Genomic DNA, 16,355 nt, shown 5'->3' on the forward strand with positions numbered 1-16,355 from the left:
CCTATTTTCTAGTGACCAAGTAAGCCTTTGCTCGCTCATCCTTTTGAAGCCAATTGATAATTTTTGGTTCATTAAGTACCTTGTGTAAGGAAATACCACCTTTACGAATACTTGTTATAAACTTTTGTACTTCTTCGTCTAACTTTTCCCATTTTTCGCAAATGTCACTAAGTTCGTTTTTTACTTCTTGCAATGTATTTACATCTTCAATATCAGCAGGTAATTTGTTTACCTGTTCGAGTAAAGTATCATATAATTGCTTTACTTTTGGCTGATTTTCTTCTGGATCTTCCAGGACTTCTTCCACTAAAGTTTTTATATTTTTTGGTAAATCTATGTATGAACGCCAATTTTTTTGTAACGTTGTTTCTATTTCTCCTAGAGTATTTTTGAATTCTTGAGAGTTAAAGCCCTTGTGCTCCAGGATAACACTGGAGATGTTAGCATTTTCTAAAATCTTGCTAATTTGCTTACGTCTTTGTTTTAGTTTGCGTTTATTGATGTCTAATTCACAATAACTAGATAGAATAGAATAGTGATGTACAAGTTTATGCGCTTGAAGGTTTATTGCATCTATCTCTTTAAAACGTTTTTTTAATTTTTCTATCTCTTCGCTAACTTCTCTATGATTTTGATACAATTTAACTTTATTTTTAAAATCTTTAGCAATATCTACTATGTTTGGCCTTGTATCTGACATAATCTATTCCTCCAATTTTTCAAGGTCTTCATCTAGTTCTTGGAGCTTTTGGCTTATCTTTTTTTTCCATACAATAGGGTCTTCAATTCCCTCATCATCTAAATTTTGTTGTAAGTTTTTTATACCATCCTTTAATATTTGCTCAGAACTATTTAAAATATCTAAACTTTCTTTCATAATTGTATAGTCTAATGAAACAATTGCTTGTATGCGCTGTATGAGGGAATTACCTCTAATAACTTTGCGAGCTAATTGAATTTGTTTATCAACTTGTTCCAAAATTTTTAAACGTTTTGATATTTCAATAACTTTTGGATTACTAAAAATATCAGCTTCAATGCCCAGATTTAGAGCTTCACTCAACTCTTCGCTAATAGATTTTATAGAAAGTGTTCCAGTATATTCTAATGTTTGATCTAGCCATTTTTGACATCTTTCTACTTCTTCTTCTATAGCTTTATCAAAATATTTTTCAACTTGTTTAGCGAATGTTATCAAATTACCGTATGTCCTTTTGTACCAGTCTTTAGATTGTTCTGGTAATTTGTAAGGTTGTATTCTTTGTAATGAAGCATCTAACTCTTGTAGGATAGGAGAAACATCTATCATTTTTGTTTCTTTAGATTTACCTTTACGACAGGTTAAAACATCAAAAATACATTCCTCAATTATCTTTTCTCCATACTGCTCATATGCTTTAAGAAGACCTTTCCAAGAAGCAGAGCGCAGATCGTCGAATACTATACTTTCTTTAGGCGTTTTTGAAATGTTTAATAGTAAATCTTGGGAGACAGGTTCTGATGGCCATTTTTGACGAAGTAGGACTCCAAGAGATAGTAATCGGGTCGTTATTTCGAGAGGTTTGTGTTTTCCAGATGTTTTTGCTAATTTGCGTATTTTGTGATGTACTTCACTTGTACATCTATCCACGAAATCAAAAATAAAGACTAAATTTTTATGATCTTTTCCGAAACCATTAACCAATCCTCTAATAGCCAGAGCATTTTTTGGGGAAGCATCTATTTCTAGTCTTATATCACCTCCTTTAGTTTTGGTATGCTGTCCATCAAAGTGGATGTTTGAGCGTTGAAAGAATTGATAAAAAAACCAGCCATAAGTGTCTGAATCCCAATCATATGATGAACATATAGCCTCATATACTGCTTTTCGCCAAATGTTAATATCTTTATCTTCAACAGATTTTTTATTTACCCAATTATCAAAAATATCAACTGAGGTATTTATATTTATACCAACATTTTCAGTTATTTTTGGCGTAGTATGAACATCTGGAGTTATTTCAATTTTAGAGAGCTTTGGAAAATCAAAGGCTTGTATTATGCCTGAAGGTAAAGATGGTTTTGTTGGGTTTTTGGAGTATATTTCTAAAGCAGTTCTTATTTTGTCAGCTGTTTTTTCTCCATATTTTTCATAAAGTTCTTGTTGTATGTTAACCCCCACAGAACTTAGTTTAAACCACTCTAGCATCCTCGGACTAGGAAAATTTTTATATTCTAAGTTACTTTCGCCATCTTCTAATACTCTATTAATTATACGGCTAATGAGTTTACGAGGATTAAACGCTTGAGGCTCATTAGAGGGACTTTTTGTATAGTCAATATATAAACGAACGATGGATTCAGGGGTAAACGGATATAAACCCCTACCATTTACTTCTCCAAAAGTCTTATGGCATAACGAGATATTAGGACATTTTACTTGATCGCAAAAACTGGGATAATCTCCATAACTTTTTGTTGTTAGAAAATTCTCCATTTCTTCAATACTGTATCTTGAAGCATTTAAGTAACGTGAAGCAAAATCAACTAATTCATCTTGACCAAAAGAGCCATTTTTGTTTTTTTCACCGATTGTCAAATCAAAATTTACAGTAATATCTATTCTTCCTTTGATGTTTTCGCGAAGTCTAGCAAAATCGTCATTGGTTAACCCAATTATACTTCGTAGAATACATAAATCAGCTCCAGCGTCTTCTGTTGAAATGAGTAACGACTCTATTAACTCAGCGTCTACTCCTTGAGTTATCGAAAGGTCCTCAAGGAAAAGAAGTAATTGTTTGTTTTCGTTTTTTAACGCCCTACGAATTTCAGATAATGCTCTTAGCAAATTACCATGTCTAAGACCTAACAAATTTGCTAATGCTTTTGATGTCGCTTGATTTAGAATTTGCGCTGACAAAGAAGATAAATCAGAATCTGTGAGCAGTGTGGCTGCAAGTTCTCCAGCTTTTTCCCCAGCTTTTTCTGCTGTAGATGCATCTACTATTACATCTTCAACTTTCCATTTTAATTCTTCTTCATCATCAGGACGTTTTTCACGTTCAGTTGCCGAAATATGACGTGCTAGTCGAACAACAATACCGTTATCTTTATCTTCCATTAATTTTTGGCGTATACTATCTGAGCGAAGAAAAGCAGGCATAGATTCTAAGATAATTTCATGCTCTTCATCGTTTGGAAAAGAGAGGTTAGATGTAGTTATATTTTCGGGTTCAAGTACAAACGCTAATTCATCAAGAATTTTTGTCATAGCACCTCTAATACTAATATTATTAGTCCATTGAATTTCTTTTCGAATACGATCGATTTCTTCCCCTTCAAAGTCTCGTAAAATACAGTACAGAACATCTGCCAGATTAGCACAATCGCGGGGGATTAGAACAGAGTGATATATTGCTTCTCGGGTGCTATTATACATCCAGCGAATCAAATGGGATTTTCCTGTTCCTGAGTCGCCGACTGCAGCACAAAATCTATGCTCACAACGTTGATCCAAGAAATCTTTCAGAAGTTGTTGTTCATCATAACGCATCGAGCTGTTTGTTTCGTAATTCAGTATCCTTATTGGACTAGGAAAATGCGTAGCCTGAAAGACGGCTTTGTTAACACGTAATGCGACTGTATTCATCACTTTGGGACGATCGTTTGTATTCCAACAGATTACATTAGGAAATTTAGGTGGCACTTTCATAGTTAGACCTTTCCAAGTTTCACAAAAGCTATTTTTTCTCCAAAACTAGTTCGCAAAAATTTTCTTTGGTCATCGGGACACCAATACTCTATTTTTTTCTGCAGTTTCAAACGTTCTAAACCAAAAGAAGTTGCTTCGCAAAGCTTGTCATCTGGCCACTCATTTTCCATATTATTCAATACCGTTTTTCGAACTTCCCCACCATCAAGGACGGGACATAATTTTCCCAAGCGTTTACGAAATTTATGAGCGGTTACTTCTTCATCTCTATTTACTAGTTTATCTATGTGTCTTGTAAAAAAAAGAGTTGGGTCTAGAAATACACCTTTTATTCCCTCATCTTTTATCTTTTTTATAAGTCCAAGATATTTCATCCAGTAAATGATCATATCCCATCGTTGATCGTTACGAAGACCAAAATCGGAGATATCAAAGCCTTGTTTATTAAAAGTGTTTTTAAATTCGTCATAACTTTGTGGTAGTTCTAAAACAGGTTGTGCCAGTATCCACGCGCAAATTTGAGCAAACAAATTAGTTGTTCCTCCAACCTCTGGAGATAAAGCTCTGGAAGCCATTGTAATTGGAAATGTTTTGTCGATATTATCTGTATCCTGACACAATTCATCAGATAATTTATATAGAATTCCATCTTTTTCTACCAAGCCGCATTCCTCGCAAGCTGATAAAGTCCGAGTAACTTGTATAGGGGTTTTATCTTGGGTTTGAGCAGTGGGATAGAGCAGTGCCACTATTTCGTTTTTTGGCAGAGGACTCGATATTTTTAATAGCTTTATCACCGCTAGCATACGGCTAGGAACAGGTTCCGGTTGTTTGTATATTTTCATTCTAGATACTCTTCCTCCCAAGATTGAAGTTGAATAGACGGGCATGGTAGTACATCGTAAACATATCGATTAGGATGATCTGGTGCTTGTGTGTTTATCGGAATAATTAAAATGGTTGTAGTTGGTAAAGAGTCCTGTATTATTTCCCATGTTTTTGGCCACCATGTTGTTGGTGATTGATCAAGAACAAAAACTGTTGGTTGATTTTTTGTAATATCACAAGGGACATCTTGGTGTAGAAAAAATAATCGAGAGCGGTCGTTATAAGGAGTTTTCCACAAACGTTTTTCTAAATTCTCAAACGATACTATATTTTTTACCCCTTGATCAATTAACCACAACACTAAATCTTGTATTGCGTTTAGAAGTTTATCACCTTTGATGGTTGAAGGATAATACACACATCCAAGCTTGTCTGTTTTCAATAGTTTTTGTAAGTCTTTCCCTACTGTTTTTTGAGAAAATGTTATTTTTGGGGTACGACGAGGTAGTATTTTCCCACAAAAAGGCCGTTGGGATTTTTCTCTACAGTGAAAACAGCCTCCACAGGCTCGTACAATGGGAATTTGATATCGATTACTTTTATAACATTCTTCAAAAAGACTCGAAATGCAACAAGACATATCGAAATTCAACATTTTTGCTAAAAGCTCTTTTTGTTTCGCATAGTGTTGATTTAGATCATTTCTAAAAGGAACAATTCTCTCGTCCCATAATTTGAGCTGAGTATGACCAAGTGTTGATAATCGAACATTCGCAAAATTTCTAGTGTTTTCTTTTGTTGGATGTTCAATGTTTATTATTTCTGCCCGGTCCATTAGAAGTAAGGTTCGCAAATTCCAAAGTCTATTTTGTTCGCTTTTCATATCTAGTTCTGGAGCAGAGTTTAAAGAGACGCAATAAATGGATTCTGCTTTATCAACTACTTTTTTGCTATTGAACATAGCATTCCATCTCTTTCTTCCCTTTTCTCCGCCAATAAACGTTGGTGCTGAGAGAGAATCAACAATTTCCCAATCGTCAAGTGTCCAAATAAGTAAAGACAAACATGGATTACCGTTTCGACCACCACGACCTACATCTTGATAAAAACGATCTAATGATTCTGGCAACTCAGCATGAATAACAACCCTAACATCTGCTTTGTCAACCCCTAAGCCAAAAGCAGATGTAGCAATTATGATATCAACATCATTTTCTTTCCATCTTTGTAGCTGCTTCTGGTATTCTCGCGGTGTTATATCACCATGTATCATTGAAACTCGCTGGAATCCGTTATTTATAATTATGTTGTTCCACTCAATACAAGAACTTTTTAAAGTGGTATATAAGATTAGAGGACGTGGTAAATGGTGAATAGCTTCTAATATCCAATCTATTCGTTGTTTTTTTGTTGGTGCTTGAGCCTGCCAGTATATTGGTTCTGGCCTTAATCGCGTCGCATGTACAATGGTTAGGTTTTCATTTTCTGAAAACATTTTTTCTAACGACTCTAAATGATACTGTGTTAAAGTCGCAGACATCAAAACTGTAACAAAGGGGGTCTTTGTTTGACTTAGTAACTTTCGTCTAGCTGAAGACATTTGTTGAAAAGATGGACGAAATTCATCTCCCCAGTTTAAAATCATATGAGCCTCATCAACTACAACATGACGAATATGACCATTTTTGGCACTTTTAAGTAAAGTAGAAAATAGAGAACCTACAAAAACTTCTGGAGAAACAATTAAAGGACCCTGTGTACCGCTTTCACATCTCATTCGAATTCCTAAAGCATTCTCTCTTTCTTCTGGGCGATAAGCGACCCTATGACCAACAATATTCTCAATCTTAGCTGCCAAATCCAAAGCAAGAGAAATTGTTGGTACAACAATAGGGGTGACACCCATTAACTCGGATTCTACAGACGGATATAGTATTGCCGGGATAAATGCACATACGCTTTTTCCACTACCTGTTGGAAGAATTAATACGAGCGTTTGGCCAGGTGGTGCGCAAAGTACAGAGCGCACGGCTTCTCTTTGGGCATTAGACCGATACCTTTGAAAATTTAAAAATTTTAAAAACGGATCCCCTGCACATTCAGTTTTTGAATGACAATTTTCATCTATAAATAATCTACTTTCTAATGATTCTTTGTTTGCATGTGGTAACCATTGAGGATACCATTCAAAAGATCTTATACAAGTATTTGCAGAAGAGGTTTGTCTAACATCTAAAGACGCCAATTTATACTCTTCTTGCAAAATAGAAGTACAAAGATTTTTGGGGATTTTTAAACTTGCTAATTTTGAATTATTAATTTTTTCGTATTGGATAACAGAGCGAAACAAAACCATTAAGTCTTTTCCTCTGTAATTATTATCATTCAAGGCTTTTAATAAACGCCAATGAGGTGTGTTTTGCCAGTCAGAGGAGGTATTTGCCAAGCCTTTTATCGGACATGACCATGAATTTTGAAGTTCTTGTAAATAATTTATCACTATATTTTTTTCCAAAAAAACTTTTCAGATAAAACATATACCCCGATTGCATCAACTGATATATTTGGATTTTTTAATACTTGAGATACTAAACTATGCAATGAATAAAGTTTACATATATCAGAGTCGATGGCTAAATTACTATCTATACCACTTTGAGATCGTGCAATTAGACGTGCCTTGTTGATGGTAAAGTATTCTTCGGCTGAAAGCAAAGCTTTGCTACTAGTTGTTTTTAATTTATCACTAGTGGAAGTTTTTTTAAGAGCTTTTTCCGTAATTTCCTGGCATAATAACTTCCATCTTTCTTCCCCAAACCAGTTTTTAAGATATGTAGCTTTTTCTTTTCCCATGTTTATATCAGGGGGAGCTTTGTAAGGTTTTTTACAAATTTCGATTAAATCCAATTTCGCAATTTCTCCCTCTACGTCTAAGAATAATTCATAAAGATATTCGTTAAACCACCCCTTTATCATTCGTAATAATCCGCCGCGAGCAATATCATCCCAATCATGTTCATTTAAAAATTTAATTATTGGATCTAAGTTTGGATATACATTAAGGATTATTCTGAAAATAATACAAGGATCTATTCTTCCATAACACTTGCGCCATAATACAAAGCAACGCCCTCGATCATCTTTCTTTAGAAGTTCATGACATATATCGAGACCTCTATGTCCAGGTCGAAAAAATTGAAGCCCTGAATTTCTTATAGTTGCAACATTTCGAATAGAGGTTCCTTCTTGAAACAAACTTTGCATTTCATCTAGATAATTGAATGGGATTAGAGGTTCTTTACGTTTAGGCAATGTAAACTTAAATGTGTCACGATTTACTTTAATAGGCCGCAAACCAACATTATCTTTTAAGTAACTAATTAATGCTTTTGATAAAGTTTTGTTTTTAACCTCTTCGTTATCCCCCATGTCTAAGTTTTTAAACATTTCGTTTACCTTGCGTAACGTATACATTCCATCAACAACATCTTGCTCTACTATTCGCAGTCGTTCTTCCTCGATTTTAGATTTAAGCTCACCTATTGCAGAGACTAATGCACTGGGACCACCTTCAAAAGTACGCTGTTTTAAATAGGGCATCTGTTCGTCTATTAAAAACTGTATATCAGAAACAGAGTCGTTAAAAATTCCGTACCCCTCAACTAGTAGTCTACGCCAAGCATCATCGACAGCAAGTTCTTCATTGTCTAGAGTAACAATAACTTTACACGGTATGTTTTCTGTACGACTGATACGGTCTAAACGTCCTAAACGTTGCTCTATACGCATCGGTGACCAAGGGATATCAAATAGAATTATACCAGTAGCAAAATGTAAATTTACTCCCTCTTCTAATGAGGAATCTACAATCAGAAAGCTATTTCGGTTGCTCTTTTTAAAGCCTTGAATGATTTTTTGACTGTACTCCGCCGACATTTGTTCATGGAGTACATACAAATGATTTTTGAAAGTTTTTTTCAAACGTTCCTCAATTTTATTGCACAATTCTACAGTCGAACAAAACACTACATATTTTTGTAAAGTTTTCTTAGAATTAAGTTGTTTGAGAATTTCTTGTATTAGAAAGATTCTATCTTCAGGCCATTTTTTTTCAACGGCATCACACATTTTTTGTAGAATATATGCCCCTTCTTGCTTTGGATTATCGACTAATAGTTTCTTGATTTTTTTAGACAGTAACATTGTATCGCTAGCTATAATCTCTGAGATTTCAAAATAAAGATCTATGTTTTTTTGTAAATCGATTTGTTGACTAATGTTACTTGCTACTTCTATACGCCAATTTTCAAGATTTTCCCAAAGAAATTCAAGAAGTTCATCGTTAAGTTCAAACTCATAACTTAATGCTACTTTACGCGAACATAAACCGTGATCTTCTGTCATCCATGCTCGACGTGTTCTTAACATCCGACGATGAATACGATAAGTTTCGCTTATGTGGATTTGTAAAGATTTTACTACTTTTATGATGTCATCTTTTTTAGCTTCGTATACTTGATTTACTAAACTAGAAATGGTCTTATCTCTTGGCAAAATCACAGACAACTTCTTCGCATGCCTTTTAAGTAAAAGAGGGTTTTTTGCTTTAGATAAAGCTAGAAGTACACGTCCTATTTCCTGTCGTTTTGCAAGGCGTTCTCTAAATACCTCAATGTGTTCCAATTGATATGTTTCTGGAGTGAGTAAATGAAGTAGAGCTAAAAGTTGCGATTCGCAGTGCAAAACTGGAGTAGCAGAAAGTAATAAAATATGCCTTGTTTTCTTAGCTAGTTTACAAAATGCTTCATACAGAGGCGCTTTCTCCGAACTAGACTTTTTAGCGGTAACTATTCGGTGCGCTTCATCTACTACAACTAAATCTAACTGGCTGTTAGAGTTAGTTAATAAATCATTGTGTTCAACAACTGATATATTTGTAATAGAAAAACGTCTTTTTAATTCCTCTTTCCATTGCCAAACCAATGCTGTGGGAACATAAATCTTTATCATCGTTTGTGGAGAATCCAGAAGCACTTGTTTTAAAATTATCCCTGTTTCGATTGTTTTTCCTAAACCGACTTCATCAGCAAGTAGATAGCGTATATTAGGATCTCGTAAGATACGAGATGCTATTTCTATCTGATGAGAAAATAATTCCACTTTGCTGGATGTGAAGCTAGTAATTCCTTCACACAGTTGACGATGGTATATCAGTTGTTCTAAAAGTTTATATCTTTGATGGAAAAAAAAAGGTGTTCCTTGAACAAGTTCTTCTAACATTTTTTCTGGACTAGATGGCCAGCAAGATCGGACTTGAAAATCATCTTCGCGAAATTCGATTGGGGCTTTTTGATTATCAAATGTGATCTGGTAACTTCTAAAGTTTTTATCTTCATTACTACATAATAAAATGCGTCCGTATGACACATTTTCATTTGTTTGAAAGCAGCATGTTTGGCGGGGGATCATCTGGTAAATTAGCTGTGATTTGTGAATTTGTATAGATTCAAAATGAGTTGGACTAATAAAGAAATGTACCTCTACTATTCCATCCACACCTGGGTAACAATAAATATTTCCAAAACCAAGTTTTTCTTGCCCTTTAATTAGAACTTTTTTTCCTGGGATGGGTTCCACACTAAACTCCAATTTTATTGCGTTGCTTGCTTAAATTCCTGGAAAAATACATGGGTATTGTGGAATCCTCTACGACGGTTGCGGTTATTTCCACGGAAAATGGCAACTTCTATACCATTTTTTTCGCATATCGAATTATTTGTCGTTTTCCATGGGCAGTCCCTTAATAGTTCCTCATATAAACGCTCGTGCTTTTCTCTGTTGTCTCCGACAAATTGATCATACTCCAGAACATACTTTAATGTCTCTTCGAGAGATAGTGATCCTTGGTCAAAATTCCTCAATGCTTTCAGTGCTGCTTTTTCTAATTTAACAAATTCTTGTAAACACCCACGTTCTTGTTCTAACATCTTTTTTATTCTAGGATTACCGATCTTTGCTTGAGGTACTCTAATCGCACTATATCTTTTATCGTAAGTAGACCAAAAGTTGTCACGTGCACTTAACCAAGCGCGCCTTAACTGCGATGCGCTATCACAACTGTAAACTCCAAGGTTGATAAAATTTGAAATAGCGTCCAGGCGTCCTATCCCAAATAAATGTATTCGAGTTTCTGGCTTTCTTATTTTATCAATAGAGGTTAATATTTCAATAATTGTTTCTGTTTGACTACGGACTAAACTACCCAGAGCAATATAACTATAGCCTAGTTGTTGATATTCCTCGAACATCTTAGTGTAGGAATCAGCATCCCATCCTTGACAAGCAGCAATAGGTTTAAAGTTGTATTTTTTTTGTTTGTATAAATTTATAAACTCTTTGCCATGGTCAAGTGTAATTTGCCACCTTCTCTTTGCTTCTGAAAAATCAAACTCTGTTTTTTGATAAGTACAAAGTCGATTATCGAACAAATCAGAAGATTTTGGAGGAGATTTTACTACACGATACTTTTTATCTTTTGAAATAGATTCGAATTTATCTTTTGAGATAGGTTCATAATTACCATTTTTATTCTCAACCCAATATGTTTTTCTTTGGCATACGCTTGGAACAATCAAATGATCAATGGTAACTCCATAATTAAAATCTAATCTTTCATAATAATCAATAATTTCCTCTGTTGTATAAGGTGGATTATACTCATTTAGGTAACCAAAAGCGCCACAATCTCCCATCACTGGAACTTCTTTTGGACATCGAAGATATGCATGAATACCTAAAGATTCAACCAGTTGTTTCTTTTTTTTACTTTCTTCAATAGTCACTTTTGAAACTAATATGCCATCGTAATTGTATTGTTTCATCAATTCATGTGAATAATAGTCATCACGATAAGAATCATGTTGCAGGCCAAAAAGTTCTGAGTAGTGAAAATCATTAATGAAATCATAACGTGGATCTACACGATCATCCCATTCTGGTATAAAATAGAGCATTTTTGCGTCTTTTCTTGGAGTGTAAGCAATTTCTACTCGTTTTGGTGGTTTGTAATCCGTAGGTAACCCTAAACGTAACTCAAATGGGCATTTTTCAGACAATTTATATCCTTTTGGCAAGTTACCCAAGTCTTTATCCTTCTTATGTTGAGAATTGTTTGCTTTTCTCATCGTATTTAAAATAGTGACTATTTCTTTGGGTTGTTTTTTCAATGTATTTAAAATGTTTGTTTTTTGACATACATGCTGGGCAAATCTTTTAAAGATTTCTCCTTTTAAGCCAACCAAACCACAATGAAAATCTTTAGCCTCTTGAATACTTGTTGGATAAATTGTTCCATTGGAGCCGTTAAGCTGTTTTTCTTGTGAACAGAAAAAAATTAATGGTATAGAAAACTGTTCATTTTTTTCAATTTGTAAAGACCTTAAATATTTTTTCCCCAGTAATACAATACCTAAATCGTATTTTCCTAACACAGAACGAAAATCTTTTGGTATTTTTAGTAATTTTGACCACTCATCAATTTCTTTGGCTTTCATAGTATCGAAAGTACATTCATAGGGTACAATTTCTTTATTACTTCCTATAAAACCATAGCCAGCTGAAACAATCCATAGATCTACATTAGCTTGTTTTTCCCTTAATTTTTTTATCCCCTTCATTAATCGTATGTGCTGCTCTCCTGTATACATATTCTCAGCAGTACATTTATAATTATCTAGCTTTTCAGTTTTTGATTTTAGCAGTTCTGGTTGTTTAAAATCTTCTTGCACGAGCTGGTTATCGGGTTTCGATGCTTTTTTTCCTGTGCACGAAGTAATCACTAGTAATTTGGGTAAGTCTTTTTGCATATCAATCGCTTTCGTGAGTAACTTATTTTATCGATATCTTAAAAGGGTTATAGTTTACTTTAGAGTCGTATTGGTCAACGCCTTCTTTTCTTTTTAGAAAGTTTACTGCCATGTATGTAAAAGGCGTTACGATAATTTCATATAAACACTTAAATATCCAGGCCGAAATCATAGCACTTATTAAGATGTTTTTAGGCAGAATACCAATGTATGCAATGCTTATGAAACAGATTGTATCAACACCTTCTCCAAACAATGTCGAGATTACAGTTCTGAGCCATAAGTGTCTACCATCACTCCATACTTTCATTTTTGACATAATAGTACTATTAACTATTTCTCCTAACCAATAACCAACCAAAGATCCAAGCACTATCCGAGGTATAAATCCATGGATTATGGCAAATTGATCTTGGTAAGACCAATTATGAGCTGGCGGTAAAATAACTGCTATAGTAAGAAATGAAACCATAAACACATTAGACAGCAAACCTAACCAAATTAATCTTCTAGTTCGTTTATAACCATATACTTCAGTGAGTACATCTCCAATAACATAGGAGATCGGAAAAATTAAAATGCCAGCGCTAAAAATAGCACTTCCAAGACTAAATAATTTTACAGCAGCAATATTTGAAACTAAGAGGGTAACTATAAAAGCTATACCAACTATGTCCAAATGCTTTGGATGCCATTCGTCTTCGGAAGTTATTTTTTTTACCTCGTTCATTGTTCTCCTTTAGTAGGCAGTCGTTGGGGTAATATGATGAGGAAAATCTACACTTTGTGCTCCAAACCATTCATGAGCGTCAAGGTTGGCAATGCTCCAGTAGCGACTATCATCAGCCTTTAATCCGCTGTTTAGCTTTTCTAAAATTAAACTATTGGCAACTGTTGTTGCAGCTCTGATTTCTATTTCCATTTGTTGATGTGGAAGTATTATTTGTTGCTTTTCAATAATTTTTTTGAGGTCATCTTGATAATTTAAAACACCTACACTATTGAGGTATTGTGGAACTCTATAGTCTTCTACAGCTATAATTTCATTAAAGTTTGATAGCGGCTTTAATTGACTATTAGTTTTAGATGACCGCCCTTGATATAGAAGAATTGCTAATTTTGCTTTCTTAAAAAATGGGAACTGTAAAGTTTTTTGTGTTGTATATATATGTGAAATATCCTGAAAAGACATAGGGAAATATTGAATTAGCTTATCTAATAGTAACAGAGCATCCCAGTTAGAATCTTCATATAAGTTGATTGGGTCGCCATTAAATTTTTCATCTAAAACAGTTATTAACTCCTGGATTATCCAATGTCTATACTCTAGCATGGGAATCTGGACTACCCCCGTAAAGAATTCTTTAGTCGCATCTTGGCTACAAAATACTTTTTTTAAATTTTTGCTTGTGATATTTTTCTCACCAAATGTACGGAAAAAACAGCGAAACATGGCCATTGCACCTTTGTAGCTCGTTTCACTCTCTTTTATAGTAAAAGCTTGCTCTGGTTTTTGAAGATCCATATAACAAAAATTAATAGCTGATGTTATAATTGCAAATCTTGCAAATGCAAAATCATCTTTAGGATGAATATTTTCAAAATCCCAATATACTTGTTTTTTGGGTAACGTTTTTAGTGTGTCAACATACTTATCAATACATGTTGGATTGACGTCTACGAATTTTACAATTTCTTTTTTCTTCAACCATTTCCAGTTTTCGATAATTTTTTCAGCGTAAATTTCCATTTTTACCAACCAGTTTTAAAATTAAAAAATAAACATTCTATTCTATCCCGAATGTAACTAAAAAGCAAATTGCACTGTTAGTCAGTTTAAAATTTTCAACAGTAGTGGAACCAAATATAGCGTTTTGTCAAGACAAAGTAGTTGTTAATCTATAGCTTTTGTGCAACAGTAGTAATATGGAAAAACAACAAGTAATAGATAGTATCGGCAGTACAAGATTAGAAGAATACAAGAATAAGGCCTTCTTGGCATACCAACGTGGCCAAGATGAACTTGGGCACGGTTGGTTAAACTTGGCCGTAGAAACGGCCAGTTACTATGAATTAGATTTTGATGTGAGAAACTTCACTTCTGCTATAGAAAATAAATCCAACGAAAATCAATTTGAACACAGAAAGTCCGATTTACAAAATTATATACGTAGTCGGATCTTCAATATTTCTGAAAATTGTTCGTATACACCTCCAAAAGAAACTTCCAAAGATTTCGGTTTTTCTAATGAGATTGAGCAGTCTGTACAAGAGTTTGTTGTAAAATGGCACATTCATATGCAAATGGTAAACTCACAATTGCAGATACAAAGAGCTTTTGATCGTATGAATCAGCAAATTTTGCAAAACTCTTTTATGGAGAAAACTTTAAATCAGGCATGGGCATCCGTTGCAGCATGATGCTTAAAAAAGGTACGCATTGTGCCTGAGAAAGTCATCCATACTGGTTTAGAAAAAACAGAGTCTACATGGCAGTCATCCTGCAAAATGATAATTGTCCTATTTGCCATTTGGTAGCTCCTAAGAGCAGTACAGATGTAATTACGGGTATTAGTATCCCTGACGATGATAATGCATCCGTAATACGTGGGATCTGATGTAATCTTTTGAATATGCTTTTCATTTAAAAATTCATCGTAAAATGATAGCTCCTGAATAACGTGATCTTCGAATTGCTGGCAAACAAAAATAGCCGAGAATAATAGAGTTTGTACTTCTTGTTTATTGCGTTTTTCGAGTTTGAAGCTTCCGTGAGGACTCCATAGTTTACTTTTATTGTTTACATGTATGCGTGTAGGAAAATTTGCATTTTTATGTGGCGTCGAAAATTGTGTATGTACTCTACATTGATAATTTGCTTCGGAAACAATACTTTTTTCTACCGAATTTTTAAAAGCTAAGATAGGCTCACGTTCACACAGCATATCTTTTAAACAGTGAGAGTAATTTTTAGCATCATAGAGAACTTTACAATTTAAAAAATCTTTTTCTTCTGCTACAGTAATGTAGTTATTATCAAACCGTGCCAGGTACTCTACTTGGTATTCATTATCAATAATCTTCCATCTTTTACTTTTTTTTAAAGTAGTAACCTCTTCTGATCCGGCAGAAATTTTGCGCTTATTCTTGCGAATCTGTTTACGCATTTCACTGATGATTTTGTGTTGGTCGAGTTCTTCTTGCCATTTTTTATCAATGCGGAAACTTTGTATTCTTTCGAGAGGCATAAATAAAATAAATGGCATTACTTCATGGTTACCCAGTTTGGTAATAATTGTTTTGATACGTTCTTGGGGAGTCACAAACAGTACATACACGGGGTAGGTCTGGTATTCCTGATTGATGTAGTTACTGCGTAGATAGATGTTGTAGTTATCAAATTTATTTTTGATTTGTCCTTTTGGACCACTGATAGATTCTGTTCCTGTATCTATTTCCACGCGGCAAACAAGCAGTTCATAGTTGTTGAATGATATTTTTACTTCACCATCGGAGCGCAGGGTGCATGTTTCCCAACGATCTTCTACTTTGACCTGAAGATGACCATCGTGATTAAATTCATTGCAAGTCTCTAATAAGTATTGTGAGTTTTTAAAACTCCGATGAAGTATCTTTTCTAATCTACGCATCAAAAAGTAGTGGTATAGATGTATAGCACGAATACCTTTTATGCGTTTTTCGTGATGTTGTATCTCGTCTTTGGTTTTTTCGAGTAGTTCTAAACCATATTTTGTTAAGTAGCGCGCTAGCTCTTTTTTATCATACGTGTGTTTATCGGTGATAATTTTGCGTTGTTCGAGTTCTTTTACAATTCGTTGAACATTTTGCTGCGATACGCCGCTTTCACCAGAGAAGAATAAGTAGTCACTGATATCTTTCGTTGTAGCATATCCTTCTTCATAAAGGAATTGTAGTATAAGTAGTTCTTTTGTAGATATTGCTATGGGCAT

The 16,355-nt window shown here is 34.3% G+C and carries 10 protein-coding genes; 1 reads left to right on the forward strand and 9 read right to left on the reverse strand.

Annotation, left to right across the window (positions count from 1 at the left end):
- Position 1: 1 nt before the first annotated feature.
- The 8 genes from UABAM_RS27240 to UABAM_RS27275 are packed head-to-tail and all read right to left on the reverse strand — an operon-like array spanning position 2 to position 14,134.
- A complete protein-coding gene (locus tag UABAM_RS27240) occupies positions 2 to 700 on the reverse strand; it encodes a hypothetical protein (RefSeq protein ID WP_151971149.1) in 699 nt (232 codons plus the stop codon).
- A gap of 3 nt (positions 701 to 703) precedes the next feature.
- Positions 704 to 3,691: a protein DpdH gene (dpdH, locus tag UABAM_RS27245; protein ID WP_151971150.1), complete on the reverse strand. Its 2,988-nt coding sequence runs from the start codon at positions 3,689 to 3,691 to the stop codon at positions 704 to 706.
- 2 nt (positions 3,692 to 3,693) lie between these two features.
- A complete protein-coding gene (gene dpdG / locus UABAM_RS27250; protein ID WP_151971151.1) occupies positions 3,694 to 4,536 on the reverse strand; it encodes a protein DpdG in 843 nt (280 codons plus the stop codon).
- A complete protein-coding gene (dpdF, locus tag UABAM_RS27255; protein WP_151971152.1) occupies positions 4,533 to 7,034 on the reverse strand; it encodes a protein DpdF in 2,502 nt (833 codons plus the stop codon). Before dpdF ends, dpdG begins: the two co-directional genes overlap by 4 nt.
- A complete protein-coding gene (dpdE, locus tag UABAM_RS27260) occupies positions 7,019 to 10,156 on the reverse strand; it encodes a protein DpdE (RefSeq protein ID WP_151971153.1) in 3,138 nt (1,045 codons plus the stop codon). The genes dpdF and dpdE overlap by 16 nt, the downstream gene beginning before the upstream one ends.
- Positions 10,157 to 10,170: 14 nt before the next feature.
- Complete coding sequence (gene dpdA / locus UABAM_RS27265; RefSeq protein ID WP_151971154.1) at positions 10,171 to 12,384, reverse strand: tRNA-guanine transglycosylase DpdA; 2,214 nt, start codon at positions 12,382 to 12,384, stop codon at positions 10,171 to 10,173.
- A gap of 22 nt (positions 12,385 to 12,406) precedes the next feature.
- Positions 12,407 to 13,114 (reverse strand): queuosine precursor transporter, encoded by a 708-nt coding sequence (locus tag UABAM_RS27270; RefSeq protein WP_151971155.1) that lies wholly within the window; start codon positions 13,112 to 13,114, stop codon positions 12,407 to 12,409.
- A 9-nt stretch (positions 13,115 to 13,123) separates the two neighbouring features.
- Positions 13,124 to 14,134, reverse strand: a complete 1,011-nt coding sequence (locus tag UABAM_RS27275; RefSeq protein WP_151971156.1) for a queuosine salvage family protein — start codon at positions 14,132 to 14,134, stop codon at positions 13,124 to 13,126.
- Positions 14,135 to 14,310: 176 nt separating this feature from the next.
- Between UABAM_RS27275 and UABAM_RS27280 the strand changes: the two genes are divergently transcribed.
- Entirely contained in the window at positions 14,311 to 14,805 is a 495-nt protein-coding gene (locus UABAM_RS27280) for a hypothetical protein (RefSeq protein ID WP_151971157.1), read from the forward strand.
- On the opposite strand, the gene UABAM_RS27285 is transcribed toward UABAM_RS27280, so the two are convergent.
- Positions 14,778 to 16,355: a replication-relaxation family protein gene (locus UABAM_RS27285; RefSeq protein ID WP_151971158.1), complete on the reverse strand. Its 1,578-nt coding sequence runs from the start codon at positions 16,353 to 16,355 to the stop codon at positions 14,778 to 14,780. The genes UABAM_RS27280 and UABAM_RS27285 overlap by 28 nt on opposite strands.

Origin of the sequence: Candidatus Uabimicrobium amorphum, from assembly GCF_009002475.1 — a bacterium.
GTDB classification, from domain to species: Bacteria; Planctomycetota; Uabimicrobiia; order Uabimicrobiales; family Uabimicrobiaceae; genus Uabimicrobium; species Uabimicrobium amorphum.

What these genes read in the sequence shown, in the direction of transcription:
- UABAM_RS27240 (WP_151971149.1), bottom strand. Translation starts at nt 700, where the DNA reads ATGTCAGATACAAGGCCAAACATAGTAGATATTGCTAAAGATTTTAAA.
- dpdH (WP_151971150.1), bottom strand. Translation starts at nt 3,691, where the DNA reads ATGAAAGTGCCACCTAAATTTCCTAATGTAATCTGTTGGAATACAAAC.
- dpdG (WP_151971151.1), bottom strand. Translation starts at nt 4,536, where the DNA reads ATGAAAATATACAAACAACCGGAACCTGTTCCTAGCCGTATGCTAGCG.
- dpdA (WP_151971154.1), bottom strand. Translation starts at nt 12,384, where the DNA reads ATGCAAAAAGACTTACCCAAATTACTAGTGATTACTTCGTGCACAGGA.
- UABAM_RS27270 (WP_151971155.1), bottom strand. Translation starts at nt 13,114, where the DNA reads ATGAACGAGGTAAAAAAAATAACTTCCGAAGACGAATGGCATCCAAAG.
- UABAM_RS27275 (WP_151971156.1), bottom strand. Translation starts at nt 14,134, where the DNA reads ATGGAAATTTACGCTGAAAAAATTATCGAAAACTGGAAATGGTTGAAG.
- UABAM_RS27280 (WP_151971157.1), top strand. Translation starts at nt 14,311, where the DNA reads ATGGAAAAACAACAAGTAATAGATAGTATCGGCAGTACAAGATTAGAA.
- UABAM_RS27285 (WP_151971158.1), bottom strand. Translation starts at nt 16,355, where the DNA reads ATGCCCATAGCAATATCTACAAAAGAACTACTTATACTACAATTCCTT.